We start from the raw sequence: 25,914 nt of genomic DNA on the forward strand, positions 1-25,914 counted from the left end.
GACACCACACCATGTCGTCGTCGATCGAGGACCGCATCGCCGCCCTGCCCCCGCACCTGCGGGAGCAGATGCGCCGCCGCCTCTCCGGCCGCTCCGAGCAGGCCGACGCCATCAGGCCGGCCGACCGGTCCCGGCCGCTGCCGTTGTCGTTCCCCCAGCAGCGCCTGTGGTTCCTCGACAGCTTCCAGCCCGGCGGCTCCGGCTACAACAGCGCTTTGTCCCTGCGCCTGACGGGGCGGCTGGACGTGCCCGCGCTGACCACGGCGCTCAACGGTCTGGTGGCACGGCACGAATCGCTGCGCACGACGCTCGACGAGGTCGACGGCGTCGGCGTGCAGGTCGTGCACCCGCCGTTCGACCTCGCCGTGCCCGTGATCGAGTCACCCGACCGCGGCGCGCTGGACGAACTGCTGACCGAGGAGTACTCCCGCCCCTTCGACCTGCGCCGCGGCCCGCTGGTGCGGGCGCTGCTGGTGCGGCTCGCCGAGGCGGAGCACGTCCTGCTGGTCACCGCGCACCACGTCGTGACCGACGGCTGGTCGATGGGCGTGCTGACCGAGGAGCTGGGTGAGCTGTACGGCGCGGCGGTCCAGGGACGGGAGGCGGCGCTGCCCGCCCTGCCCCTGCAGTACGCGGACTTCGCCGCCTGGCAACGGGAACGGCTCTCCGGTGACACGCTGGTCGGCCAGCTCGACCACTGGACGCGGCGGCTGACCGGCACCACCCCGCTGGAGCTGCCGACCGACCGGCCCCGGCCGCCGGTGCGCACCACCAACGGCGCAGCGCACCCGTTCACCGTTCCCGCCCCGACCACCGCGGCGCTGCGCGAGCTGGCCCACGAGCGCGGCACGATCCTGTACTCCGTGCTGCTGGCCGGCTGCCAGGCGTTGCTGGCCCGTTACGCCGGACAGGACGACGTGGCCGTGGGCACCGTGACCACCGGCCGCGGCCGGCCCGGCCTGGAACGGCTGGTCGGGTTCTTCGTCAACACCGTCGTGCTCAGATCCACAGTGGACAGCCAGGCTGGCTTCATCGATTTCCTCGACCAGGTCAAGGAGAACGTCAAGGAGGCGTTCGCCCACGACGAGGTCCCGCTGGAGCACCTGGTCGACGCCGTGCGCAAGGACCGCGACGTCAGCCGCAACCCGTTGTTCGACGTGATGGTGCTGCTGCAGAACGCCGACGGCACCCCGCCGCGACTGCCGGGCCTGGAGGTCGAACAGGTCGGGCTGTCCCGCCGCGACGCCATCTTCGACCTGACCATCGAGTTCCAGGAGCGCGACGGCCTCCTGGAAGGTCTGGTGGAGTACAACACCGACCTGTTCGACGCCGCCACGGTCGACCGCTTCGCCGGTCACCTCGTGCGGCTGCTCGACGGCGTGGCGACCGAACCGAGCCGGCCCCTGGGCGAGCTGCCGTGGCTGTCGGACGCCGAACGTGACCAGGTCCTGGTGGACTGGAACGACGCCTGCCGCGCACCGGTCGAGGACACGATCCCCGGCCTCTTCGCCGAGCAGGTGCGCCGGACGCCGGACGCACCCGCGGTCCTCTCCGACGACCTGGTCCTCACCTACGCCGAGCTGGACGCGAGGGCCAACCGTCTGGCCCACCGGCTGATCGGCCTCGGCGTGCGACCGGAGGACCCGGTGGGGCTGCTCGTGGAGCGGTCCACCGACCTCGTCATCGCCGAGCTCGCCGTGGTCAAGGCCGGCGCGGCGTACGTGCCGCTCGACGGTCGCGCACCGGCCGAGCGGATGAAGCGCGTGCTCGCCGACTCCGGGATCGCGGTTCTCATCACCGATTCCGCGAGCGAGAAGGTGGCCACGTCCGTCCACGACGGACAGACCGTGCTGCTCGACGGCGACCGGTCCGGTGCTGCCGATCCCGCGGTGGTGGTGCACTCGGACCAGCTCGCCTACGTCATGCACACCTCGGGGTCCACCGGCCTGCCCAAGGGCGTGGCCGTGCGGCACCGCGACGTGGTGGCACTGGCGCTGGACTCCCGCTTCGACGGCGGCGCGCACGACCGCGTGCTGCTGCACTCGCCGTCGGCGTTCGACGCCTCCACCTACGAGCTGTGGGTGCCGTTGCTGCGCGGCGGCCAGGTCGTCGTCGCGCGTCCGGGCGACGTGGACGCCGACGCGATCCGGCACGCCGTCGCCGCGCACGGCGTGACCGCGATCTGGTTGACCGCGGGCCTCTTCCGGCTCGTCGCCCACGAGGCGCCGGAGGCGTTCGCCGGGCTGCGCGAGGTGTGGACCGGCGGTGACGTGGTGCCCGCCGCGGCCGTTCGCGGCGTGCTCGACGCGTGCCCCGGCCTGACCGTGGTCGACGGCTACGGGCCAACCGAGTCCACGACGTTCGCCACGTCGTTCCCGATGACCGACTCCGTACCCGACGTGATCCCCATCGGCCGCCCGTTGGACGGCATGGCCGTCTACGTGCTGGACGAGGGGCTGCGGCCGGTGCCTGTCGGCGTGCCCGGCGAACTGTTCATCGCGGGCGCCGGCGTGGCCCGCGGTTACCTCGGCCAGCCCGGCCTGACCGCCGAGCGGTTCCTGCCCGACCCCTTCGGCCCGCCCGGTTCCCGCATGTACCGCACCGGTGACGTCGCCCGGTGGCGCGCGCACGGGGTGGTGGAATTCGTCGGCCGCACCGACGACCAGGTCAAGGTCCGCGGCTTCCGCGTCGAGACCGGCGAGATCGACGCCCTGCTCGTGCGCCACCCCGGCGTCGCCCAGTCGATCACCGTCGCACGCGCCGACGACGGCCGCAAGCAGCTGGTCGCCTACGTCGTTCCCGCGGCGGGCACGATCCCCGCGCACGCCGAGCTGCGCACGTGGCTCACCCGTGAACTGCCCGACTACATGGTGCCGTCGGCGTTCGTGGCGCTGGACGCGCTTCCGTTGAGCGGCAACGGGAAGGTCGACCGCCGCGCGCTGCCCGCACCCGAGGCACGGCCGGACGGCGCGACCCGCCACGTCGAGCCCGCCACTCCCGCCGAACGGGAGCTGGCCCGCGTCTGGGCCGAGGTGCTGCGCGTCGACCGCGTGGGGATCGAGGACAACTTCTTCGAGCTGGGCGGCGACTCCATCCTCAGCATCCAGCTCGTCTCCCGCGCCCGCCGGGCCGGTCTGCGGTTGTCGTCCAAGGACGTCTTCCTGCACCCCACCGTCGCCGAACTGGCCGCCGCCGCGACAGCTGTGGTCGAACGCGCGCCGGACGCCCCGGCAGCGGGACCCGCGCCGCTGACGCCGATCCAGGAGTGGTTCTTCGACACCTCGCCCGCAAGTCCGCACCACTTCACCATGTCCACGCACGTGGAGCTGGCCCCCGGCCTGGACGAGCAGGCGCTCGCCACCGCCGTGGACGCCGTCGTGGCGCACCACGACGCGCTGCGCGCCCGGTTCACCCGCGACGGCGACCGGTGGGGCCAGGACGTCTCGCCCACCGCACCGACCGGTGTGCTGCGGGTGCGCGACCTGTTCGGGCTCGACGAGCGGACGCGGGAGGAGACCGCGCAGGCCGAGGCGCTCGCCGCCCAGTCGAGCCTCGACCTCGCCACGGGCCCGCTCGTGCGGGCCCTGCTGTTCCGCCTCGGCAACGGCCGCTCCAGGCTGTTCTTGGCTGTGCACCACCTCGTCGTGGACGGCGTGTCCTGGCGCGTGCTGCTCGACGACCTCGACACCGCCTACCACCAGGTGGCGCGTGGCGAACCGGTCGTGCTGGAACCTGTGGCCACCGCGTTCGCCACCTGGGCCCGCCGCCTGGCCGACCGCGTGAGAGCGGGCGAGCTGGACGCCGACCTCGACCACTGGACCGGCTTCGCCGCGTCCGTCCCCGCCGAGATCCCCGTGGACCGCGAGGGCGGCGACCCGGCCGAGGACGTCCGCGCGGTCACCGTGCGGCTCGGCCGCGCCGACACCGACGCGTTGCTGCACCAGGTGCCGGGCGTCTACCGCACGCAGGTCAACGACGTGCTGCTCAGCGCGCTCGGCCGGGCGCTGGCCGACTGGACCGGCCACGACCGCGTGCTCGTCGGGCTGGAGGGCCACGGGCGCGAGGACGTGCCCGACGACCTCGACGTGTCCCGGACTGTGGGCTGGTTCACCAGCCAGTTCCCCCTCGCCCTGCACGTGCCCGCGGGGGAGTGGGGCGGTGTGCTGAAGTCGGTCAAGGAACAGGTGCGTGCGCTGCCGCGCCGCGGCCAAAGCTATGCGGCGCTGCGCTACCTGGCCGCTCCGGACTCCCCGGCGACCGCCCTGCGGGACGACCCGCATCCGCTGATCAGCTTCAACTACCACGGCCAGTGGGACGTGGCGTCCGACGCCGACGGGCTCTTTCGGGCCCGCTGCGCCCCGCTCGGCCGGGACACCGCTGCCGGCAACGCCCGCGCGTACCTGCTCGACGTCGTCGGCCTGGTGGAGAACGGCCGGCTCGAGCTCACCTGGCTGTACTCCGGGCGCGTGCACGACGAGTCGACCGTGCGGACCGTGGCGGAAGCGGTGGTGCGCGGGTTGACGGAGATCGTGGCGCACTGCGCGGAGCCGGGTGCCGGTGGCCGTACGCCGTCGGACTTCCCGTTGGCGCGGTTGAACCAGGCGGCGGTGGACCGGCTGGCCGGAGCCGGTGACGAGGTCGAGGACGTCTACCCGCTGACCCCGCTGCAGGAGGGGATGCTGTTCCACGGCCTGGCCGACCCGTCGTCCACGGCCTACTTCGACCAGGTGCGGCTGCGGCTGACCGGTGTCGACGACGAGCGGGCCCTCGCCACGGCGTGGCAACGCGTCGTCGACCGCACCCCGGTGCTGCGCGGCGCGCTGGTCTGGGAAGGCGTCGAACGGCCGGTCCAGGTCGTCCGGTCCCACGTGGACCTGCCCTGCTCGTTCCACGACTGGCGCGGACTGTCCGAACAGGACCGTGAGCGTGAGGTGGAAGTGCTGGCGGCACAAGGCCTCGACCTGCGTCGGGCACCGCTGATGCGGATCGACCTGGTCCGGCTGTCCGACGACGAGGTGCTGCTCGTCTGGACCTTCCACCACGTGCTGCTGGACGGGTGGAGCCTCGCGCAGGTGTTCGCCGAGGTGTGCGAGCAGTACCAGGCGATCACCGCCGGCCGCGCGCCGGAGGTGGTGACCCGGCGGCCGTTCCGCGACTACCTGCGCTGGCTGGACGCGCAGGACCGGTCCGAGGCCGAACAGCACTGGCGCGAGGTGCTGGCGGGCTTCTCCGCGCCCACCGCGCTGCCCTACGACCGCTCACCCGCGCGTGGCCACGCCACCGAGTCCTCCGCGGCGGTGCCCGTGGCGCTCACCGCCGAGCAGACCGACCGGTTGCGCCGCACCGCCCGCCGCCACGGCCTCACGGTCAACACCGTGGTGCAGGGAGCGTGGGCGCTGCTGCTGTCCCGGCACAGCGGCGAGTCCGACGTCGTGTTCGGCACGACCGTCTCCGGCCGCCCCGGCGAACTGCCGGGCGTGGAGCAGATGGTGGGCCTGTTCATCAACACCGTGCCGGCCAGGGTCGCCGTGCGCGACGACGCCGACGCCGCGAGCTGGTTGCGGGAGCTGCAGACCGCGCAGACCGAGTCGCGGCGGTTCGACTTCGTGTCGCTGGCGGAGTTGCGGTCGTGGAGTGATGTGCCGGCGGGGTCGTCGTTGTTCGACAGTGCCATCGTGTTCGAGAACTACCCGTTGAACGATGTCGCCGAGGTCGGCGGCATCCAGGCGACCGACGTGCGGGCGCGCGACACGACGAACTTCCCGCTCACCCTCAGCGCCGTTCTCGACGAGCAACTCCACCTGGACCTCGCCTACGACCCGCACCTGTTCGACGCCGACACGGCCCGCCGCCTCGCCGGCCGCCTGCTCCTGCTCGTCGACGCCATCGCCGCCGACTCCGGGCGACCGGTGTCGGAACTGCCGCTGATGACGGACGACGAACGGCGTCAGGTGGTGGAGGAGTGGAACGCCACGGCCGGTGAGGTGCCGGAGGCGTCGGTCGTGGAGTTGTTCGAGGCTCGGGTGCGGTCGATGCCGGACACCGTCGCTTTGGTGGTGGGGGATCGGTCGTTGTCGTTCGCGGAGTTGAACGCGTGGGCGAACCGGGTGGCCCGGAGCTTTGTGGCGTCGGGTGTGGGGCCGGAGCGGCTGGTGGCGTTGTCGTTGCCGCGGTCGGTGGAGTTCGTGGTGGCGTTGCTGGCGATCTGGAAGGCCGGTGGCGTGTACCTGCCGGTCGATCCGTCCCTGCCCGTTGACCGCGTCGAGTTCCTGCTGCGGGACGCGGATCCCGTGCTGGTGGTGCGTGACGCACTGCCCGAGGTCGACGGACACGACTCGGACGACCTGGAGCCGGTCGCCTCGGAGCACGCGGCGTACGTGATCTACACGTCCGGTTCGACCGGGCGGCCCAAGGGGGTCGTGGTCGAGCACCGCAGCCTGGTGAACCTGGTGGTGGCTCACCGCGAGGGCTTCGTCCAGGGTGATCGGTTGCGGGTGGCGTTGTCGGCGGTGTTCTCGTTCGACACGTCGCTGGAAGGCATCGTGCTGATGGCCGATGGCCACGAGTTGCACGTGCTGGACGACGAGGTTCGGCTCGACCCGTCCGCAGTGGTGGCCTATGCCTCGGACCGGCGGATCGACTTCATGGATCTGACTCCGTCGTATGCGCGCCAGTTGGTCGAGGCCGGGTTGCTCGACGGTGAGCACCGGCCGAAGGTGCTGATGCTGGGCGGAGAAGCGATCGGTGAAGATCTGTGGCGGCGGCTGGCCGATGTGCCGGGTACCGCGAGCTACAACTTCTACGGCCCGACCGAGTCCACAGTGGACGCCCTGTCCTGCCGGATCGCCGGCGACGGGCGGCCGGTCGTGGGACGCCCGTTGCTCAACACGCGGGCATACGTGCTGGACGAGGACTTGCGGCCGGTTCCTGTTGGTGTGCCGGGGGAACTGCATCTGGCCGGCGTCCAGCTCGCGCGCGGCTACCTCGGCCGTCCTGGCCTTACCGCGGACCGCTTCCTCGCCGATCCGTTCGGTGGTCCTGGGGAGCGCATGTACCGCACCGGTGACCGCGTGCGGTGGCTGGCCGACGGCACGCTGGATTATCTGGGCCGGACCGACGACCAGGTGAAGATCCGCGGGTTCAGGATCGAACCCGGCGAGGTCGAGGCCGTGCTGACTCAGCACCCCGACGTCCGGGAATCCGTTGTGATCGCCCGGAAGGACGGCGGGCACCAGCGGCTCGTCGCCTACGTCACCGGAGCCGGAATGGATCTGCGGGCCTGGCTGGCCGAACGAGTACCCGACTACCTGGTGCCGTCGGCGTTCGTCTCGCTGGACGCGATTCCGCTCAACGCCAACGGAAAGGTCGACCGCCGCGCCCTGCCCGCGCCCGACTACGCCGAGGCTCGCACCGGGCACGTCGCACCGCGCACCGACATGGAGCGCGACGTGGCCGTCATCTGGTCCGAGGTGCTGGGCGTGCCCGACATCGGCGTGCAGGACAACTTCCTCGAGCTCGGCGGCGACTCGATCCTCAGCATCCGGGTGATCTCACGGCTGCGTGCCGCGTTCGACGTGGCGATGTCGCCGCGCGCCCTGTTCACCCACCCCACCGTCGCCGGGATCGCCGCACTGGTCTCGGAATCGACCACAGCCCGGTTGGCCGAGATCCCCGTGGTGTCCCGCGACGGCGGCCTGCCGCTGTCGTTCGCGCAGCAACGGCTGTGGTTCCTCGACGAGTTCGAACCCGGTGGCGTCGAGTACCTGACGCCGTCGATCCTGCGGTTGCGCGGGCCCCTCGACGTCGATGCCTTGAACGCGGCGCTGACCGCGCTGGTCGCGCGGCACGAGTCGCTGCGCACCACCTTCGAGACCGTCGACGGGCGCGGTGTGCAGGTCGTGCACCCGCCGAGTCCGGTCGAGGTGCCGGTGCTCGACGTGTCCGAAGAGGAACTGCCGCACGTCCTGACCCGCGAGACGACCACGCCGTTCGACCTGCGGCACGGCCCGCTGGTGCGGGTGCTGCTGGCCCGCATGGGCGAGGGCGACCACGTGCTCTCCCTGGTGCTGCACCACATCGTCACCGACGGCTGGTCCAACGGCGTGCTGCTCGGTGAGCTGGGCGCCTGCTACGAGGCCGCGACGTACGGCAGGGAGGCGAAGCTGCCGGAATTGCCCGTGCAGTACGCCGACTACGCGGTGTGGCAACGGAACGCGTCGACCGAGGAGGCGCTGGAGGAGCACCTGGCCCACTGGCGGCGTGCGCTCGACGGCGTGCGGCCGCTGGAACTGCCCACCGACCGGCCCCGGCCGGCGACCCGCGGCAAACAGGGTGCGCTGGTGCACTTCCAGGTGCCCGCCGAGGTCACCGACCGGCTCAAAGCGCTGGCGCGCCACCACGACGGCACGCTGTTCATGGCGCTGCTCGCCGCGTGCCAGGTGCTGTTCGCCCGTTGGTCCGGGCAGCGGGACGTCGCCGTCGGCACGGTCGTCTCCGGCCGCGACCGCACCGAGCTGGAGGGCCTGGTCGGGTTCTTCGTCAACACGCTGGTGTTGCGCTCCGACGTCGATCCGCACCAGGGCTTCGGGCCCCTCCTGGGCCAGGTCCGGGAGACGGTGCTGGACGCCTTCGCCCACCAGGACGTGCCGTTCGAGCGGGTCGTGGACGAGGTCCACCCCGTGCGCGACCCCAGCCGCACCCCGCTGTTCCAGGCGATGGTCGTGCTGCAGAACACCACCGACGACGAACCCCGGCTGCCCGGTCTGCGCGTCGAGGAACTGCCGCCGCCGTCGGTCGCGGCCGGCTTCGACGTGTCGTTCCAGTTCCAGGAGGTCGACGGCCGCCTGGAAGCGGTGCTGACCTACGACACCGCGCTGTTCGACGCCACCACGGCCGAGCGGATGGTCGCGCACGCCGGCGTGCTGCTCGACGGCGCGACCGCCGACCCCGGCCGCCCCGTGGCCGACCTGCCGCTGCTCACCGACGACGAGCTGCGGAACGTGCTGCAGGAGTGGAACGACACCGGCACAGCCGGTTCGGCGCCGGCCTATCACGAGGTCTTCCAGGACCGTGCCGCTCACACGCCCGACGCGACGGCCCTGGTCGACGGCGATCGGTCGTGGACCTTCGCCGAGGTCAACGACCACGCCAACCGCATCGCCCACCACCTGATCGCCGCCGGCGCCGGACCCGAGTCGGTGGTGGCGCTGGCACTGCCCCGGTCGGCCGAGCTGGTGTTCGCGATCCTGGCCGTGCTCAAGGCGGGCGGCGCGTACCTGCCGGTCGACCCGGAACACCCGGCCGAGCGGATCGCGTTCGTGCTGGAGGACGCCCAGCCGGTACTCGTGGTGGCGGCGGACGACGACGTCTCCGGCGGTCTGCCGTTGGTACGACTGGATGATCCAGCCGTGTCCGCCCGCCCTGCCGCCAACCCGACCGACGCCGACCGCACGGCACCGCTGCGACCGGAGCACGCCGCGTACGTGATCTACACCTCCGGCTCCACCGGCCGCCCCAAGGGCGTCGTGGTCGAGCACCGCAACCTCGCCGCGCTCGTCGCCGACCACCACGCCCGCCTGCTGCCCGGCGACGGCGTGGTCCTGCGCGGCATCGCCACAGCCGCGTACACCTTCGACGCCTCCTGGGAAGGCCTGCTCCTGCTCGCCGCGGGCCACGAGCTGCACCTGCTCGACAACTCCGTCCTGCTCGACCCGCGCGCCGTGGTCGAGCACATCCGGCGGCACCGGATCGACTTCCTCAGCTGCACCCCGTCGTACCTGCAGCAGCTCCTGCCGGAAGGGTTGCTGGCCAAGGGGAAGCACCGGCCGCGCCTGGTCGCGCTGGGCGGCGAGGCCGTCGGCGAACCGCTGTGGCGTGCGCTGGCTGACGCCGACGGCGTGACCGGGTTCAACCTCTACGGCCCCACCGAGTGCACAGTGGACTCGGTGTGGACCGAGATCACCGACCGGGAGCGGCCGGTGATCGGCACACCGGGCCAGGGCCTGCGCGCCTACGTGCTCGACGACGGGCTGCGGCCCCAGCCGGTCGGCGTGCCCGGTGAGCTGCACCTGGCGGGTGACCAGGTCGCCCGTGGCTACCTGCACCGGCCGGGCCTGACTGCGGACCGGTTCACCGCCGACCCGTTCGGGCCGCCCGGAAGCCGGATGTACCGGACCGGCGACCTGGCCCGGTGGACCGCAGACGGCGTGCTGGAGTACCGGGGCCGGGCGGACGACCAGGTCAAGATCCGCGGCTACCGCGTCGAACCCGGCGAGGTCGAGGCCGCACTGGTCGGTCTGCCCGAGGTGGCGGAGGCCGCGGTCGTGGCCCAGGAGGTCGAGTCCGGCACGCACCGCCTCGTCGGCTACGTCGTGGGCGCGGCCGACGCGGACGACCTGCGCACGCGGTTGAAGCAGCGGCTGCCGGACTACCTGGTGCCGTCGCTGTTCGTGCTGCTCGACGAGTTGCCCAAGACCGACAGCGGCAAGGTCGACCGGCGCGCACTGCCGGCGCCCGACGCGACCGCAGGACACGGGCAGGACTTCGTGCCGCCGCGCACCGCCGCGGAGCGGGAGCTGGCGCGGATCTGGGCCGAGGCGTTGCGCGTGGACCGCGTGGGCGTGCACGACAACTTCTTCGGCCTGGGCGGCGACTCGATCCTGAGCATCCAGATCGTGTCCCGGTCCCGCCAGGCGGGCCTGGAACTGGTCACCAAGGACGTGTTCACCCACCAGACCATCGCCGAGCTGGCCACCGTCGTCCGCACCCGCGTTCCGGCGGCGGCCGAGCTGCCGCAGATCGCCGGTCCGGCACCGCTCACGCCGATCCAGCGCTGGTACCTCGACTCGAACTCCGCCGACCCGCACCACTTCACCATGTCGATGCACCTGGAGCTGGCCGAGGACGCCGACCCGGTGGCGCTGGCGGTTGCCCTGAACGCGGTTGCGGCGCACCACGAAGGTCTGCGCACCCGCTTCACGCACGTGGACGGCGACTGGGTGCAGGACGTCACCGACACCGCGGTCGAACTGGAGCACCATCCGTCCACAGTGGACGAGCCAGCTGTGATCGCGTCCGCCCAGGCTGGGTTGGACATCACCCACGGCCCGGTGATGCGCGCACTGCTGTTCTCCGGAAGGCGGCTGTTCCTTGTGGGCCACCACCTCGTCATGGATGGCGTGTCCTGGCGAATCCTGCTTGGTGACCTGGAGACCGCCTACCGCCAGGCCGTGGCGGGCGAACGGATCGACCTGGCCCCGGTCGGTACCCGGTTCACCCAGTGGGCGCACCGGCTGGCGGAGCACGTGCGGTCGGGCGCGTTCGACGCCGAACTGCCGCACTGGACCGCCGCGCTCGACGCGGCGGGTGAGGTACCGGTGGACCGAGATGGACCCAACACCGCGGGTTCGACGCGCGTGGTGTCGGTGCGGCTGGACCGCGAGCGCACCGACGCGTTGCTGCACCGCGTGCCGGACGCCTACCGCACGCAGGTCAACGACGTGCTGCTCAGCGCGCTCGGCCGCGCCCTGTCGGCGTGGACCGGGCGGGACCGCGTCGCGGTCACGATGGAGGGCCACGGCCGGGAGGACGTGCTCGACGGCGCCGACGTCTCACGCACGGTCGGCTGGTTCACCACCCAGTACCCGGTCGCGCTCACGGTGCCGGACGGCGACTGGGGCGCGGTGCTCAAGTCGGTGAAGGAGCAGCTGCGGGCCGTACCCGGCCGGGGCTTCGGGTTCGAGGCCCTGCGCCAGCTCGGTGCCGACCCCGCTCTCGCCGGGACCGCGCTGCCGCCGGTCAGCTTCAACTACCACGGCCGGTGGGACGTGACCGCAGCCGAAGAGGGCCTGATCCGAGCACGGCTGGACACCCCGGCAGCCGACACCACGGACAGCACGCGCCCGTTCCAGCTCGACGTGGTGGGCGGTGTGGAGGACGGCGAACTGGTGCTGTCCTGGTTCTACTCCGAACACCTGCACGACGAGTCGACCGTGCGGACCGTGGCCGATGCGGTGGTGCGCGGGCTGGCGGAGATCGTGGCGCACTGCGCCGAGCCGGGTGCCGGTGGCCGCACGCCGTCGGACTTCCCATTGGCGCGCTTGGACCAAGCGGCTGTCGATCGACTGGTCGGTGACGACGTCGAGGACATCTACCCGCTGACCCCGCTGCAGACCGGGATGCTGTTCCACACGCTGGTGGACGACACCTCGACGGCGTACTCGAACCGGTTCCGGCTGCGGCTGTTCGGGGTGTCCGACCCGGACGCGCTGGCGGAGGCCTGCCGCCGCGTCGTGGACCGCACACCGGTACTGCGTGGCGGTGTGGTGTGGGAAGGCGTCGAGGCACCAGTGCAGGTCGTGCGCAAGCGAGTCGACCTGCCGATCGACCAGCACGACTGGCGCCACCTGCCCGCCGACGAACAGGAGGCCGCGCACGGCACGGTGGGTGGCGAGGAACTGGACCTCACCAGGGCCCCGCTGCTGCGCCTGGCCATCGCCAGGCTCACCGACGACGAGGTCACGCTCTTCTGGACGGCCCACCACGTCCTGCTGGACGGGTGGAGCTTCGCGCAGGTGCTGGCCGAGGCGTGCGAGCAGTACACCGCCCTCGTGGGCGGCCGGGAGCCGGAACTCGCGCCACGGCGGCCGTTCCGCGACTACCTGCGGTGGCTGGCCGACCAGGACACCGCGGCGGCCGAACGACACTGGCGGCAGGTGCTCGCCGGCGTCGAGGCGCCGACCCCGCTGCCGTGGGACCGCTCGCCGGTCCAGGCGCACCGCGCTGAGTCCAGCGCGACCGTCCACGTGGCACTGGACATCGATCGGTCGGCCGACCTGAACCGGGTCGCCCGCGCCGCCGGGCTGACGGCCAGCACCGTGGTGCAGGGCGCGTGGGCGTTGCTGCTGTCTCGCTACAGCGGCGAGTCCGACGTCGTGTTCGGCACGACCGTGTCCGGCCGCCCGGCGGAACTGCCGGGGATCGGGTCGATGGTCGGCATGTTCATCAACACCGTTCCCACCCGCGTGCGGGTCGACCCGCACGCCTTGGTGCTGCCGTGGCTGGCGGAGGTCCAGGCCGCGCAGACCGAGTCGCGGCAATTCGACTTCGTGTCGCTGGCGGAATTGCGGTCGTGGAGTGACGTGCCTGCGGGGTCGTCGTTGTTCGACAGCGCCGTGGTGTTCGAGAACTACCCGCTGGACGACCTGCTCGACGCCGACCAGGGCGTCCGGGTCCTCGACGTCGAAGGCGCCGACACCACCAGCTTCCCGCTCGCCCTCAGTGCGAACTTCGGCGACCGGCTGCGGCTCGAGCTGGACTACGACCCGCGCCTGTTCGACGCCGGCACCGCCGAGCGTGTCGCCGCGCACCTCGTGGTGCTGCTGGAGGAGCTGGCGACCGACCCGGACCGGACGCTCGCCGAGTTGCCGCTGATGACCGGCGACGAACGCCACCGGGTGCTCGTGGACTGGAACGCGACGGCCGGTGAGGTGCCCGAGGCGACGGTCGTGGAGCTGTTCGAGGCTTGGGCGCGGTCGGCGCCGGAGGCCACTGCGCTGGTGGTGGGGGATCGGTCGTTGTCGTTCGCGGAGTTGAACGCGTGGGCGAACCGGGTGGCCCGGGTCTTCGTGGCCTCGGGTGTCGGCCCGGAGCGGCTGGTGGCGTTGTCCCTGCCGCGGTCGGTGGAGTTCGTGGTGGCGTTGCTGGCGATCTGGAAGGCCGGTGGTGTCTACCTGCCGGTCGATCCGTCGCTACCGGACGACCGCGTGGAGTTCCTGCTGCGGGACGCGGATCCGGTGCTGGTCGTCCGCGGATCGCTGCCCCCGTCCGACGACCAGGAGTCCGGCGACCTGGCTCCGGTGCGCCGCGACCACGCCGCCTACGTCATCTACACCTCCGGTTCCTCCGGGCGCCCCAAGGGCGTGGTGGTCGAACACCGCAGCCTGGTGAACCTGCTGGTGAACCACCGCAAGGACTTCGTCGCCGCGGCCGGTGGCCGGTTGCGGGCAGGCTTGTCGGCGGTGTTCTCGTTCGACACGTCGCTGGAAGGCTTCGTGTTGATGGCCGACGGTCACGAGTTGCACGTGTTCGACGACGAGCTGCGTCTCGATCCGCCCGCGCTCGTGCGGTACGTGGTCGATCAGCGAATCGACTTCCTGGACCTGACCCCGTCGTACACCCGGCAGCTCGTGGAGGCCGGATTGCTCGACAGTGAGCACCGGCCGAAGGTGCTGATGCTGGGCGGAGAAGCGATCGGTGAGGACCTGTGGCGGCGGCTGACCGATGTGCCGGGTACCGCGAGCTACAATTTCTACGGCCCGACCGAGTCCACAGTGGATGCCCTGTCCTGCCGCATCACGCCCGATTCTCCCGTCGCGGTGGGACGCCCGCTGCTCAACACGCGCGCCTACGTGCTGGACGAGGACCTGCGACCGGTGCCCGTTGGTGTGCCAGGGGAGTTGCACCTGGCCGGCGTCCAAGTCGCGCGGGGATATCTCGGTCGTCCGGGCCTGACCGCGGATCGGTTCGTGGCCGATCCGTTCGGTGGGCCGGGTGAGCGCATGTACCGCACCGGTGACCGGGTGCGGTGGCTGGCCGATGGCACCCTGGACTACCTGGGCCGGACCGACGACCAGGTGAAGATCCGCGGCTTCCGCATCGAACCCGGTGAGATCGAGGCCGTGCTGACTCAGCACCCCGGCGTTCGCGAAGCCGTGGTGATCGCGCGGAACGATGACGGGCACCAGCGGCTCGTCGCCTACGTCACCGGTGCCGGAACGACGGACCTGCGGGCATGGCTGGCCGAGCGTCTGCCCGACTACCTGGTGCCGTCGGCGTTCGTCTCGCTGGACGCGATTCCCCTCAACGCCAACGGGAAGGTGGACCGCCGCGCACTGCCGGCGCCGGACCTGCGGGCCGATGCCTCGGCCTACCGCCCGCCGCGCACCCCGATCGAGGAGCGCGTCTGCCGCATCTGGGCCGACGTGCTGGGCGTGCCGCGGGTCGGGCTGGACGACAACTTCTTCGAGTTGGGCGGTGACTCCATCCTCAGCATCCGGGTCGTGTCCCGGCTGCGCGCCGAACTGGACGCGCCCGTGTCGCCGCGGGAGCTGTTCAGTTCGCCCACGGTCGCCCGGCTGGTCCAGGCGATCGGGGCAGGAACGGGTGCCGCCGACGACTTCATCCCGAAGGTGTCGCGCGACGGCACGTTGCCGTTGTCGTTCGCGCAGCAGCGGTTGTGGTTCCTCGACCAGTTTGAGCCGGAGAGCACCGACTACCTGTCGCCGTCGCTCCTGCGGCTGCGCGGCGACCTGGACCTCGACGCCCTGGCCACGGCGCTGACGGCGCTGGTTGCGCGGCACGAGTCGTTGCGCACCACCGTCGACAGCGTAGAAGGCCACGGTGTGCAGGTCGTGCACCCGCCCCACCGCGTCGAGCTGCCGGTGCTCGACGTCCCCGACGGCGAGGACGGCCTCCACGAGGTGCTGGTGCGGGAAAGTACCCGGCCGTTCGACCTCGCTCGCGGTCCGCTGCTGCGTCCGCTGCTGCTGCGCATCGCCGAAGACGATCACGTACTTCTCCTGCTGGCGCACCACATCGTGACCGACGGCTGGTCCAACGGCGTGCTGACCACCGAGCTCAACGTGCTCTACCGCGGCGGCGCCCTGCCCGATCTGCCGATCCAGTACGCGGATTTCGCGGCATGGCAGCGGGAGCGGCTGACCGGACCGCTCGCGGACGAGCAGCTCTCGTTCTGGCGGGACCGGCTGGCCGGAGTCACCCCGCTGGAACTGCCGACCGACCGGCCCAGGCCCGCGGTCCGCACCAACCACGGCGCGGTGCACCTGTTCACCCTGCCCAGCGAGGTCGCCGAAGGGCTCAAGGTCCTGGCGCGCCAGCAGGACGGGACCCTGTTCATGGCGCTGGTCGCCGCGTGCCAGGTGTTGTTCGCCCGCTGGTCGCGGCAGGACGACATCGCCGTGGGCACGGTGGCCTCCGGGCGGGACCGCGCGGAGCTGGAGGGCCTGGTCGGGTTCTTCGTCAACACCCTCGTGCTCAGGTCCACTGTGGACGGCGGTAGCACGTTCCGTGAGTTCCTCGGCGAGGTGCGGGGTACCGTGCTGGACGCGTTCACACACCAGGACGTGCCGTTCGAGCGCGTGGTGGAGGAGCTGCGGCCTGAGCGCGACACCAGCCGCACCCCGCTGTTCCAGTCGATGGTGATCCTGCAGAACACCCCCGGCGCCGCGCCGGACCTGCCTGGCCTGCACGTCGAGGACCTGCCGCTGCCGGTGGTGGCGGCCAACTTCGACCTCACGTGGGAGTTCCAGCAGGACGACGACGCACTGCACGCGGCGGTCAACTACAACACCGACCTGTTCGATGCCCCGACCGTCGAGCGGATGGCCGAGCACCTCCGCGTGCTGCTGACCGGTGTGGTCGCCGACCCGGACCGGTTGCTGGCCGACCTGCCGTTGATGGACGTGGAGGAACAGCGGGACGTCCTGCACGCGTGGAACGACACGGCTCACGTCGTGCCCGACGCCACGATCACGAAGCTGGTCGAACTCCAGGTCGCGCGGACGCCGGACGCCACCGCGGTGGTGGACGGCGGTGCGAAGTGGACGTACGCCGAACTCAACGCCCGTGCCAACCGCCTGGCGCACAACCTGATCGCGCAGGGCGTCGGCCCCGGCCGGTACGTCGCGATCTCGTTGCCACGCTCCGCGGATCTGCTCGTCGCTGTACTGGCGGTGCTCAAGGCGGGCGCCGCGTACGTGCCGGTCGAGCCGGACCAGCCCGCCGACCGGGTCGCGTTCGTGCTCGACGACGCCCGGCCGGTCCTGGTCCTCGACGACCCGGACCTCGTGCGCGCCACCGGCGGCCGGGACGACAACCCGGGAGACCACGACCGGACGGCGCCGTCGACCACCCGCGACCCTGCGTACGTGATCTACACGTCCGGGTCGACCGGACGGCCCAAGGGCGTCGTCGTCGAGCACCGCTCGGTCGTCAACTACCTGGCCTGGGCCACCGAGGCCTACCCCGGCCTGCGCGGCGCGGCGGTCCTGCACTCGCCGGTCTCGTTCGACCTCACCGTCACGACGCTGTTCGGCCCGCTGCTGGCCGGCGGCCGCATCGTGGTGAGCGACCTGGACGAGGACGCGGTTCCGGTGGAGCAGACGGCGTTCCTCAAGGCCACGCCGAGCCACCTGTCCCTGCTGGGCACCATGCCGGCGCAGCTGTCACCGACCGGCGACCTCGTCGTCGGCGGGGAGCAGTTGCTGGGCGCGGTGGTGGACGAGTGGCGGCGGGCGAACCCGGCCGCCGCCGTGATCAACGAGTACGGCCCGACCGAGGCGACCGTCGGCTGCATGGAGCATCGCGTCGAACCCGGCGAACCGCTGGCGCCCGGAGCCGTGCCGATCGGCCACCCGGCCTGGAACCACAGGCTCTACGTCGTGGACGACCTGTTGCGGCCGGTGCCAGTCGGGGTGCCTGGTGAACTGTGCATCGCGGGCGACGGCCTCGCCAGGGGCTACCTCAACCGGCCGGGCCTCACCGCGGCGTCGTTCGTGGCGTGCCCGTTCGGCGAGCCGGGGGAGCGGATGTACCGCTCCGGTGACCTGGTCCGCAGGCGCGCGGACGGCGTGGTCGAGTACCTGGGCCGCATCGACGACCAGGTCAAGATCCGCGGGCACCGCGTCGAACCGGGCGAGGTCGAGTCCGCGCTCCTGCGCCACCCGCGGGTGGCCGAGGCCGCCGTGGTTGCCGTGAACAACGCTCAGGGCCATGCCCGCCTGGTCGCGTACTTCGTCGCCGGCAGCGAGGTGGGCACGGCCGAGCTCCACGCGTTCCTGGTCGACCGCCTGCCCGCCTACATGGTGCCGTCGGCTTTCGTCGCGCTGCCCGTCCTGCCGGTGACGCCCAACGGCAAACTCGACCGGGCGGCGCTGCCCGCTCCAGAACCGGCCGCCGGTGACGAGGGGGAGCACGTACCGCCGCGCACGCCCGTGGAGAGCGCGCTCGCCGAGATCTGGGCGGCCGTGCTGGGCGTCGGCCGCGTCGGGGTGCGGGACAACTTCTTCGAGCTGGGCGGTGACTCCATCCTGGTGATACAGGTGGTGTCCCGTGCCAGGAAGGCCGGGCTGGCACTGACCACCAAGTCCTTGTTCCGCAGCCAGACCATCGAGGCGCTCGCGCCGTTCGTCACCGAACTCGAGACCGAACCGGTGGATACAGCAGAGGTCGTCGGCGACGTTCCGCTCACGCCGATCCAGCGCTGGTTCTTCGAGACGCGCACGGTCGCGCCTCACCACTACGCCCAGTCCATGCTGCTGGAACTGACCCCGGACCTGGACGAGGACGCGCTGGAAAAGGGTTTGGCGGCCGTGGTGGCGCACCACGACGCGCTGCGCATGCGCTTCGAGCACGTCGACGGCGAGTGGCGTCAGCACAACGCCCCGGTCGAGCCGGGCGGCGTGCTGGAGCGATACAACCTCAGCTCGATCGGGGAGCCGGAACGGCAGGCGCAGCTGGTGAAGATCGCCGACGAGGCCCACGCGGGCTTCGACCTCGCCGCCGGTCCGTTGTACCGGTCCGTGCTGTTCCACGCCGACGACATGCCGTCCCCGCTGCTGTTCCTCACCGTGCACCACCTCGTCGTGGACGGCGTGTCCTGGCGGATCCTGCTCGACGATCTCGACACCTGCTACCGGCAGGCCGTCCGCGGTGAGGCGGTGGACCTCGGTGCGAAGTCGACGTCGTTCCGCGACTGGGCGGACAGCCTGGCCCGGCACGTCGCCGGGGGAGCGCTGAACCACGAGCTGGACCACTGGGCGGCGGCACTCGATGCCGCTCCGCTGCCCGTCGACCACGAGCAGCCGACCCCGGGTACTCCGGCGGCCGAGGTGCACGTAGCGCTCGACGAGCAGAGCACCGACGCGTTGCTGCACGACGCACCCACGGTCTACCGCACGAGGATCAACGACGTCCTGCTCGCCGCGCTGGCCTGTGCGCTGTCCCGATTCACCGGACGACGAACGGTGTCGCTCGACATGGAGGGCCACGGCCGCGAGGACGTACTCGGCGCGGACCTGTCCCGCACGGTCGGCTGGTTCACCACGCTCTACCCGGTCAGGCTGACGCTGCCGGACGACGGGGCGACATGGCGCGATGTGGTCAAGGCGATGCGCAGGCAGCTGCGCACGGTGCCGGGCAACGGGTTCGGCTTCGGGGCGCTGAAGCACCTGGGCACGCCGGACGCGCGGGAACGCCTCCGCGGTGAAGGGCCGCAGGTGGTGTTCAACTACCTCGGCCAGTCCGGCAGCACCACCGACCAGGCCGGCGACGGGCTCTACCGGACCGTGCTCGACCCCATCGGGCAGGACGGCGACCCGACCGACCGGGGACCACACCTGCTGGAGGTGGTCGGCGGCGTGGCGGCCGGTGAGCTCCGCTTCACCTGGCACTACCAGCCGGACCGGCACGACGAGGCCACGGTGCGACGGGTCGCGGAGGACTTCCTCGACGCGCTGCGCGCCATCGCCGCGGACTGCAGGGGCGACCGATGACCACGTCGCTGTCGCGCAACCGCGACTACCGGCTGCTGTGGGCCGGGCAGGCCCTGTCCGAAGCGGGGGCGAGCGCGTCCACCATCGCGCTGCCCCTGCTGGTGCTCCTGCTCACCGACTCGGCGGCGGCGACCGGCCTGGTGCTGGGCGCCTCCGCCGCCGCGCAGCTGGTCGTCGGCCTACCGGCCGGGGCGCTCGTCGACCGCTGGAACCGCAGAACGGTGATGCTCGTCTGCGAAGCCGTACAGGCGTTGGCCGTGGCCGTCCTGGTGATCGGCCTGTGGTGGGACGCCATCGGCGTGGAGCACGTGGTGCTGGTCGTCATCGTGCTCGGTGTCTGCAGAGCCCTGTCGGAGCCGGCGGAAGAGGCCGTGCTGCCCGCCATCGTGCCCGAGCGGCATCTCTCGGACGCGGTCGCGATGAACGCCGCGCGGGGCTACCTCGGGCAACTCTCCGGCACGGCGCTGGGCGGGGTGTTGTTCGGCCTGGGCCGGTGGCTGCCGTTCGCCGTGGAGGCGGTGACGCACGTGGCGACGTTCCTGTCGCTGCTGTTCATCCGCGTTCCCCCGCGGGAGCGGGAACCGGCACCCTTCAATCGTTTCCACCGCGAGATCGGCGAAGGCCTGCGCTGGGTGTGGACCCAGCCGGTGGTGCGGGTGGTCGCCTTGTGCGCGGTTGGCCTCAACCTGTTCTTCCAGGCGTTCTACCTGCTGATGATCGCCATCGCGCACCGGGAGGGCGTGCCCGCCGGCCAGATCGGGATCATGGGTGCGATGCTCGGCGTGGGCGGCATCTTGGGCGCACTGGTGGCGCCGCGGCTGCACCGGACGCTGCGACCGCATCGGGCGATCGTCGGCGTGTTCTGGGTCATCACCGCCCTGATCCCGCTCGCGCTGTTCGTCGATCCAGGGATCCCCACGGGCGTACTGTTCGCGGCCGCCGCCTTCCTGGCCCCTACCGCGAACACCACCATCACCACCTATCAGCTGCTCCTCACACCCGACGAGCTCCGCGGCAGGCTGAGCAGCGTGATGGGCGTTGCGCTGGGCGTCGCAGCGATCGCAGGCCCCGCCGTCGGCGGTGTGCTGGTCGACTTTCTGACTCCCGCGCAAGCCATCCTCACCTGCGCCGTAGGCAGCGGGGTGTTGACGGTGTTCGCCACCGTGAATCCGACTCTGCGGAGGTTCTCCCGAGAAGAGACGGTGGAGTGAAATTTCACCAAGGACAGAACGCGCTTGGGAGCCGTCGTGGGAGTGCTGAGCCTCGTGTCGAAGAGCCGCACAGCTCGTCCAGCTCTCGCCGACCTAGCAACTCGGCGAGAGCTGTTCCGGTACAAGCAGGAGGATGCTCAGATGTGTTGTCGTACACGGATCTCAACACCATTTCGTTCCGTGTCGGCCATTGCCCGGCTTTTGAATCGTTAACCAGGCTCACTCCTGCTGGACTTCTCGCGGGCATCTCAGCTCGCTGACCAGTTGTGACGGCGGGCAGGTCTCGCGTTCAAGTGAACGATCGCCGCAATTCATCGGTCAATGCGAGTCTTCTCCGAGCGCGCTTCACCGGCGATCGGGAGATGGCGGTGCGCGGCCCGGCCGCCGGTCTGGCGGGCGTGGGCGACGAACTCTCGCAGTCTCGCTCGCAGGTCGTCTGCGTTCTCTGCGCTAAGATCGATCAAGTACGTCACTCCGTCAAGACCGAAGTGCACCGTCTCGAGGTCCTCTGCTGTGCTGCCGTCCAAGTCATCGACGAGCTGGACGAGGAACTTCTGTGCCATCCATTGCCTCACAATGCCTGAGGAATTGATTGGGGTGATCTAGGTCGGCACTCGAGGGGTACCCATTGTGAACTCAGTTATCGTCGAGTTGGCCAACTTCGTGAACGATGCCAACCAGACGCACAAGAACTGCTTGCAAGCGTGAAGCGAGTTCACGGAGCGGACAGCATCGCGGCGTTCGACCTGCGCAATAACATCGCACACGCACGAGCCGATGCTGGCGATCTCGATACCGCCATCGCGGAGCTGGAGCACCTGGCGGCGGACCAGAGCAACGCGCACGGAGCCGCACACCCGGAGACTTTGACGACCAGAGGAAATCTCGCACGATGGCTGCACAGGCCGGCGACCTGCGGCGCGCAGAGATCGAACTGGAACAAATCCTCTACGACATGAGGTCAGGGCTCGACCAGCATCACCCACACACCCTGATCACACGCGGCACCCTGGCCGAAGTGCGCGGCCACCTGCACGGCCCTGCCGTCGCGATCAAGGATCTAGAAACATTGATCGACCTCTCGACGCATGTTCTCGGTCCCCGCAACCCGGATGCTGACAGCACGGGGGAACCTGGCCAACTGGCATGCGCTACACGGCAACCTCGTGCGGGCGGTCACCGAGCTTGAAACGCTGCTTGCTGATCAAATGCAGATCCTGAACTCGGAGCATCCTCCTGTGTTGCGTACACGCCACAATCTCGCAGTGATGCGAGCAAAATCCGGTGATCTTGCCAGCGCGGTCACGGAGCTTGAACAGCTCGCCGTAACGGAGGCGCAAGTTTTCGGGCGCGACCACCCCAACACTGTCAGGGTCAGAGCTGGGCTCGCGCATTATCGCCGACAGAGTGGTTGAACGCGAACCCGTTGCTGCTAGGCCGAAGCGTGCTGGGACGAGATGCGCCACGATCATGGGTGACGATTGATAACGGCCAGCGCTGCTGTGACGCATTGATAGGCCGGGAGCGGATGCCGGTTCGGCTACCGGATGCGGTCGTCGGAGACTTGCATCGGATACCCAGGTACAGGCTTGCCGTCGAACCATGAGCAGAGAGGCTGAGCCGTGGGCCACGAAGGCCTGCACGTTGCCCCATCGAGGAGCGTCCGCCGAGTTCGACGCGTTGTTCGCGGACGCGGTGTCCGACACTTTGATTCGAGTTCCGCCTTGATGGATCTCGTCCCGAGCCCCGAGGTGGCGGCACGGGCGCCGTAGCAATCTTTCACCTGAGCAGGCGGCCAACCACGTAGGCGGCGTCTCGCCCAACACCTCGCAAGGTGGCGGAGGAAAGACTCCGCTGCCATTCAAGGCCCACGAAACCGAGTCCGCTGTGACGGCGGGAGACACCGCGGCCGTGCTCCTTTCCCAGCCTGTTCAGGTACGGCAGGTCGGGGCGATAGCCGGTGGCGAGAATGATCGCGTCAACGTGTTCGCGCTGTTCGTTCGGCCAGATGACCTTCGAACCCTCCAACGCCGTGAACATCTGCCGGCGATCGGGGCGTCGGTCGTTTAAGGCGCTGCGGTAACGGCCGGTGTCGAGAACCGGGGTCGTGAAGCCGTCGGGCAGCAATGGGCCGATCGGGAGGTAGTCGAGGCGGGTGCGGTCGAGCCAGAAGTGCAGGTCGCGGCCGAGCGGGCGTTGGGCGGAGAACTTCACCGGCTTGCGGGTGGCGAGGGTGACGTGGGCGTGTTCGACGAGTTCGGTGGCGATCTGGACGGCGGAGTTGCCGGCGCCCACGACGATGACTCGCTGGCCGTGAAACGGTGCGTGGGAGCGGTAGTGCGCTGCGTGGAGGACGGTGCCGGGAAAGTCGTCGAGGCCGGGCAGGGCTGGTCGGTGTGGGTTGCCGAAGCCGCCGGTGGCGGCGATGAGGATCGGAGCGGTGAAGGTCGAGCCTTCTGCTGTGGTCACGCGGTAGTGGTTGTCGTGCAGGACTTCGGTTACGCGCTGGCCGGTGCGGATGTCGGCCTTGAGGCCCAGGGCGTAGGCGCGTAGGTAGTCGACGACTTCGTCGCGGCGTGGGTAGTGCTCTGGATCGCCGGGGAACTGCAGGCCGGGCAGGGCGCTGTATCTGGCGGGAGAGAACAGGGTCAGGCTGTCGTAGTAGTGCGGCCAGGAGCCGACGGGTTCGTCGCCGGCTTCGAGCACCAGCGGGCGTAGGCCCCGTGCGATGAGGGCGTGGGCGGTGGTGAGGCCGGACTGGCCTGCGCCGATGACGATGGCGTCGTGGCTGTTCATGGGCACCTCGAAGTCGCCGTCGCCGAGTACGGCGACGGATGGGTGGGAGATCGGGAGCTAGTTGGCGGTTCGGCGTTCGAGGAAGACGGTGTCGCGCCACACGCCGTGGTGTTGGGCGATGCGTTCGCGGACGCCGAGGGTGCGGAAGCCCGCGGAGTGGTGCAGGGCGAGGCTGGCGCGGTTCTCGGGGAAGATCGAGGTCTGCAACGTCCACAGGCCCGTGTCGTCGGCGGCGGTCACCTGCTTGTGCACCAGGGCTTTGCCGACGCCACGGCCTCGGAAGTCGGCGCCGACGTAGACGGAGGTCTCGGCGACGCCTGTGTAGCAGTCCCGTGTGGACGCGGCGGTCAGGGCGGCCCAGCCTGCTACCTGGCCGTCGACCTCGGCGATCCAGCGGTGGTCGGGGAGCCACTTGGCGTCGAGCGCTCTGCGCAGCGGGACTTCGGTTTCGAAGGTTGCGTCACCAGAGGCGATGCCTTCGCCGTAGATGCGGCGTACGGCGTTCCAGTCGGCGGTTTCCAGTGGGCGGATCAGGACGTCGGCAGGGAGGTCCGTCGGGCAGCAGGGGCGTGGAGCGAGCATGCCCATGACGACGTCGGCGGCGTGGGGCAGGCCGGTGCAGCACGACGGGTTCACGCTGACGTGGGTGGCGGTGCCTTCTTTGTGCTGGCGCAGGAAGCCGACTTCGACCAGCTTGCGCACGTGGTGTGAGCAGGTGGACTGGCTGATGCCGACCAGTTCGGTCAGTTCGCCGACGGTCATTGAGCGGCCTGCGGTTGCGACGGCGTGCAGCAGGCGTACGCGGGTCGGTTCGGCCAGGCACGCGAACCAGTCCGCGTAGGTCGCGGCGTCGTCGGCCGGTAGTACGGCCGGCGAGGGTGCGGTCGTCGTCATGGCTGAAGTATCGACGCAAATCGATGGTTGCGTCAATCGATCCGGGTCGATAGAGTCGGCCGTGTTGATTTGAAAACCTTCGATTCAAGGGGTGCGTGGTGAGCGGTTTGCCAGTCGTCGTGGTGGGTGCCGGACCTGCGGGTTTGTCTGCGGCGGCGAACCTGGTCGAACGGGGTGAGCAGGTGCTCGTACTGGAGGCGGGCGATCGCGCCGGTGCAGCCGTGTCGCAGTGGAACTACGTCCGCCTGTTCTCGCAGTGGAGCGAGCTCGTGGACCCGGCGGCCGAGCGACTGCTGAAGGAGACCGGCTGGGTGCGTCCGGACGGTGACGCCTACCCGAGCGGCGGCGAGTGGGTGGAGAGCTACCTGCGCCCCCTGGCTGAGGTGCTCGGTGAGCGGGTGCGGTTCGGTGCGCGCGTGGTGGGCGTCGCCCGGCGCGGGCGGGACCGGATCGTGGACTCGGGACGCGAGGACGAGCCGCTGACCGTGCACGTGGAGACGGCGGTGGGGGAAGAGCGGATCACGGCGCGTGCGGTGATCGACGCGTCAGGTACCTGGGGCTCGCCGAACCCGTTGGGCGGGGATGGCCTTCCCGCGGTGGGGGAGAAGGCGGCGGCAGAGAAGATCACCTACCGCGTGCCGGACCTCATGGCCGAACGCGGCCGGTACGCGGGCAAGCGGATCGCGGTCGCCGGTAGCGGTCACTCCGCGCTCACCGCGTTGGTGGTGCTGGCGGAGCTTGCCGAGCAGGAGCCCGGCACGAAGGTCGTGTGGTTGCTGCGTCGCGGTGCTGTCGGCAACGCGTTCGGTGGCGGGGAGGCCGACCAGCTGCCGGCGCGCGGTGCGTTGGGTCTGCGGGCCAAGAAGGCTGTTGAAGCGGGCCACATCGAGACCGCGACCGGGTTCCGCACCGCTGCGATCGAACGGGCGGCGGACGGCAGCCTCACGCTGGAGTCGTTCGACGGTCACCAGGTCGAGGGTATCGACGAGATCGTGGTGCTGACCGGGTTCAGGCCTGACCTGTCGTGGCTGTCGGAGGTCCGGCTCGACCTGGACCCGGTGCTGCAGGCGCCGTCGAAGCTCGCGCCGCTCATCGACCCCAACGTGCACTCGTGCGGCACTGTCTACCCGCACGGCGAGGCCGAGCTGCGCCACCCCGAACCGAACGTCTACCTGGTCGGAATCAAGAGCTATGGCCGTGCGCCGACGTTCCTGTCACTGACGGGCTACGAGCAGTCGCGATCGGTCGTGGCCGCGATCGCCGGTGACCACGAGGCGGCCGGACGCGTTGAGCTCGTGCTGCCGGAGACCGGGGTGTGCGGTGGCGCCGGGGTGTTCGACGCGCCGCAGGAGCAGAAGAACGAGGGCGGCTGCTGCAGCTCGCCCGAGCAGAGGGAACTGACGGTCGGCCTCGCGGCCAGTGCACGCTGACACGACGGCGCG

At 70.7% G+C, this 25,914-nt stretch carries 9 protein-coding genes and 1 pseudogene; 7 read left to right on the forward strand and 3 right to left on the reverse strand.

Annotation, left to right across the window (positions count from 1 at the left end):
* Positions 1–11 precede the first annotated feature (11 nt).
* On the forward strand, positions 12–19,571 hold the full coding sequence (locus IEY88_RS13970) for a non-ribosomal peptide synthase/polyketide synthase (RefSeq protein WP_189155115.1): 19,560 nt from the start codon (positions 12–14) through the stop codon (positions 19,569–19,571).
* A complete protein-coding gene (locus tag IEY88_RS13975; RefSeq protein ID WP_189155116.1) occupies positions 19,568–20,782 on the forward strand; it encodes an MFS transporter in 1,215 nt (404 codons plus the stop codon). The genes IEY88_RS13970 and IEY88_RS13975 overlap by 4 nt, the downstream gene beginning before the upstream one ends.
* 377 nt (positions 20,783–21,159) lie before the next feature.
* Here the strand turns inward: IEY88_RS13975 and IEY88_RS13980 are convergent.
* Positions 21,160–21,345 (reverse strand): annotated as a pseudogene (locus tag IEY88_RS13980) (histone-like nucleoid-structuring protein Lsr2); the annotation flags it as partial.
* A 141-nt stretch (positions 21,346–21,486) separates the two neighbouring features.
* Here IEY88_RS13980 and IEY88_RS45470 point away from each other — a divergent pair.
* From IEY88_RS45470 to IEY88_RS45085, 4 genes are all read left to right on the forward strand, one after another.
* Positions 21,487–21,741 carry a tetratricopeptide repeat protein gene (locus IEY88_RS45470; RefSeq protein WP_373294081.1) on the forward strand — a complete coding sequence of 85 codons (255 nt, stop codon included), beginning with the start codon at positions 21,487–21,489 and terminating at the stop codon, positions 21,739–21,741.
* The gene (locus IEY88_RS13985) at positions 21,675–21,971 is read left to right on the forward strand and encodes a hypothetical protein (RefSeq protein WP_189155118.1); all 297 of its coding nucleotides are present in this window, start codon (positions 21,675–21,677) and stop codon (positions 21,969–21,971) included. Before IEY88_RS45470 ends, IEY88_RS13985 begins: the two co-directional genes overlap by 67 nt.
* On the forward strand, positions 21,895–22,197 hold the full coding sequence (locus IEY88_RS45475; RefSeq protein ID WP_373294096.1) for a tetratricopeptide repeat protein: 303 nt from the start codon (positions 21,895–21,897) through the stop codon (positions 22,195–22,197). Before IEY88_RS13985 ends, IEY88_RS45475 begins: the two co-directional genes overlap by 77 nt.
* 187 nt (positions 22,198–22,384) lie before the next feature.
* Entirely contained in the window at positions 22,385–22,510 is a 126-nt protein-coding gene (locus IEY88_RS45085) for a hypothetical protein (protein ID WP_268241234.1), read from the forward strand.
* 51 nt (positions 22,511–22,561) lie between these two features.
* Here IEY88_RS45085 and IEY88_RS13995 read toward each other — a convergent pair whose 3' ends face one another.
* Both IEY88_RS13995 and IEY88_RS14000 read right to left on the reverse strand, forming a co-directional pair.
* Positions 22,562–23,578, reverse strand: a complete 1,017-nt coding sequence (locus tag IEY88_RS13995) for a flavin-containing monooxygenase (protein WP_189155120.1) — start codon at positions 23,576–23,578, stop codon at positions 22,562–22,564.
* Between the two features lie 57 nt (positions 23,579–23,635).
* Positions 23,636–24,472, reverse strand: coding sequence for a helix-turn-helix domain-containing GNAT family N-acetyltransferase (locus tag IEY88_RS14000; RefSeq protein WP_189155121.1), 837 nt, complete (start codon positions 24,470–24,472; stop codon positions 23,636–23,638).
* A 98-nt stretch (positions 24,473–24,570) separates the two neighbouring features.
* On the opposite strand from IEY88_RS14000, the gene IEY88_RS14005 reads away from it, so the two are divergent.
* Positions 24,571–25,902 (forward strand): FAD-dependent oxidoreductase, encoded by a 1,332-nt coding sequence (locus IEY88_RS14005; protein WP_189155122.1) that lies wholly within the window; start codon positions 24,571–24,573, stop codon positions 25,900–25,902.
* Positions 25,903–25,914: the final 12 nt, after the last annotated feature.

Origin of the sequence: Lentzea pudingi (assembly GCF_014646255.1) — a bacterium.
In the GTDB taxonomy this organism is placed as follows: domain Bacteria; phylum Actinomycetota; class Actinomycetes; order Mycobacteriales; family Pseudonocardiaceae; genus Lentzea; species Lentzea pudingi.

Excerpts from the sequence above, each read along its gene's own strand:
- IEY88_RS13970 (WP_189155115.1), top strand. The coding sequence starts at position 12 with ATGTCGTCGTCGATCGAGGACCGCATCGCCGCCCTGCCCCCGCACCTG.
- IEY88_RS13975 (WP_189155116.1), top strand. The coding sequence starts at position 19,568 with ATGACCACGTCGCTGTCGCGCAACCGCGACTACCGGCTGCTGTGGGCC.
- IEY88_RS13985 (WP_189155118.1), top strand. The coding sequence starts at position 21,675 with ATGGCTGCACAGGCCGGCGACCTGCGGCGCGCAGAGATCGAACTGGAA.
- IEY88_RS45475 (WP_373294096.1), top strand. The coding sequence starts at position 21,895 with ATGCTGACAGCACGGGGGAACCTGGCCAACTGGCATGCGCTACACGGC.
- IEY88_RS45085 (WP_268241234.1), top strand. The coding sequence starts at position 22,385 with ATGAGCAGAGAGGCTGAGCCGTGGGCCACGAAGGCCTGCACGTTGCCC.
- IEY88_RS13995 (WP_189155120.1), bottom strand. The coding sequence starts at position 23,578 with ATGAACAGCCACGACGCCATCGTCATCGGCGCAGGCCAGTCCGGCCTC.
- IEY88_RS14000 (WP_189155121.1), bottom strand. The coding sequence starts at position 24,472 with ATGACGACGACCGCACCCTCGCCGGCCGTACTACCGGCCGACGACGCC.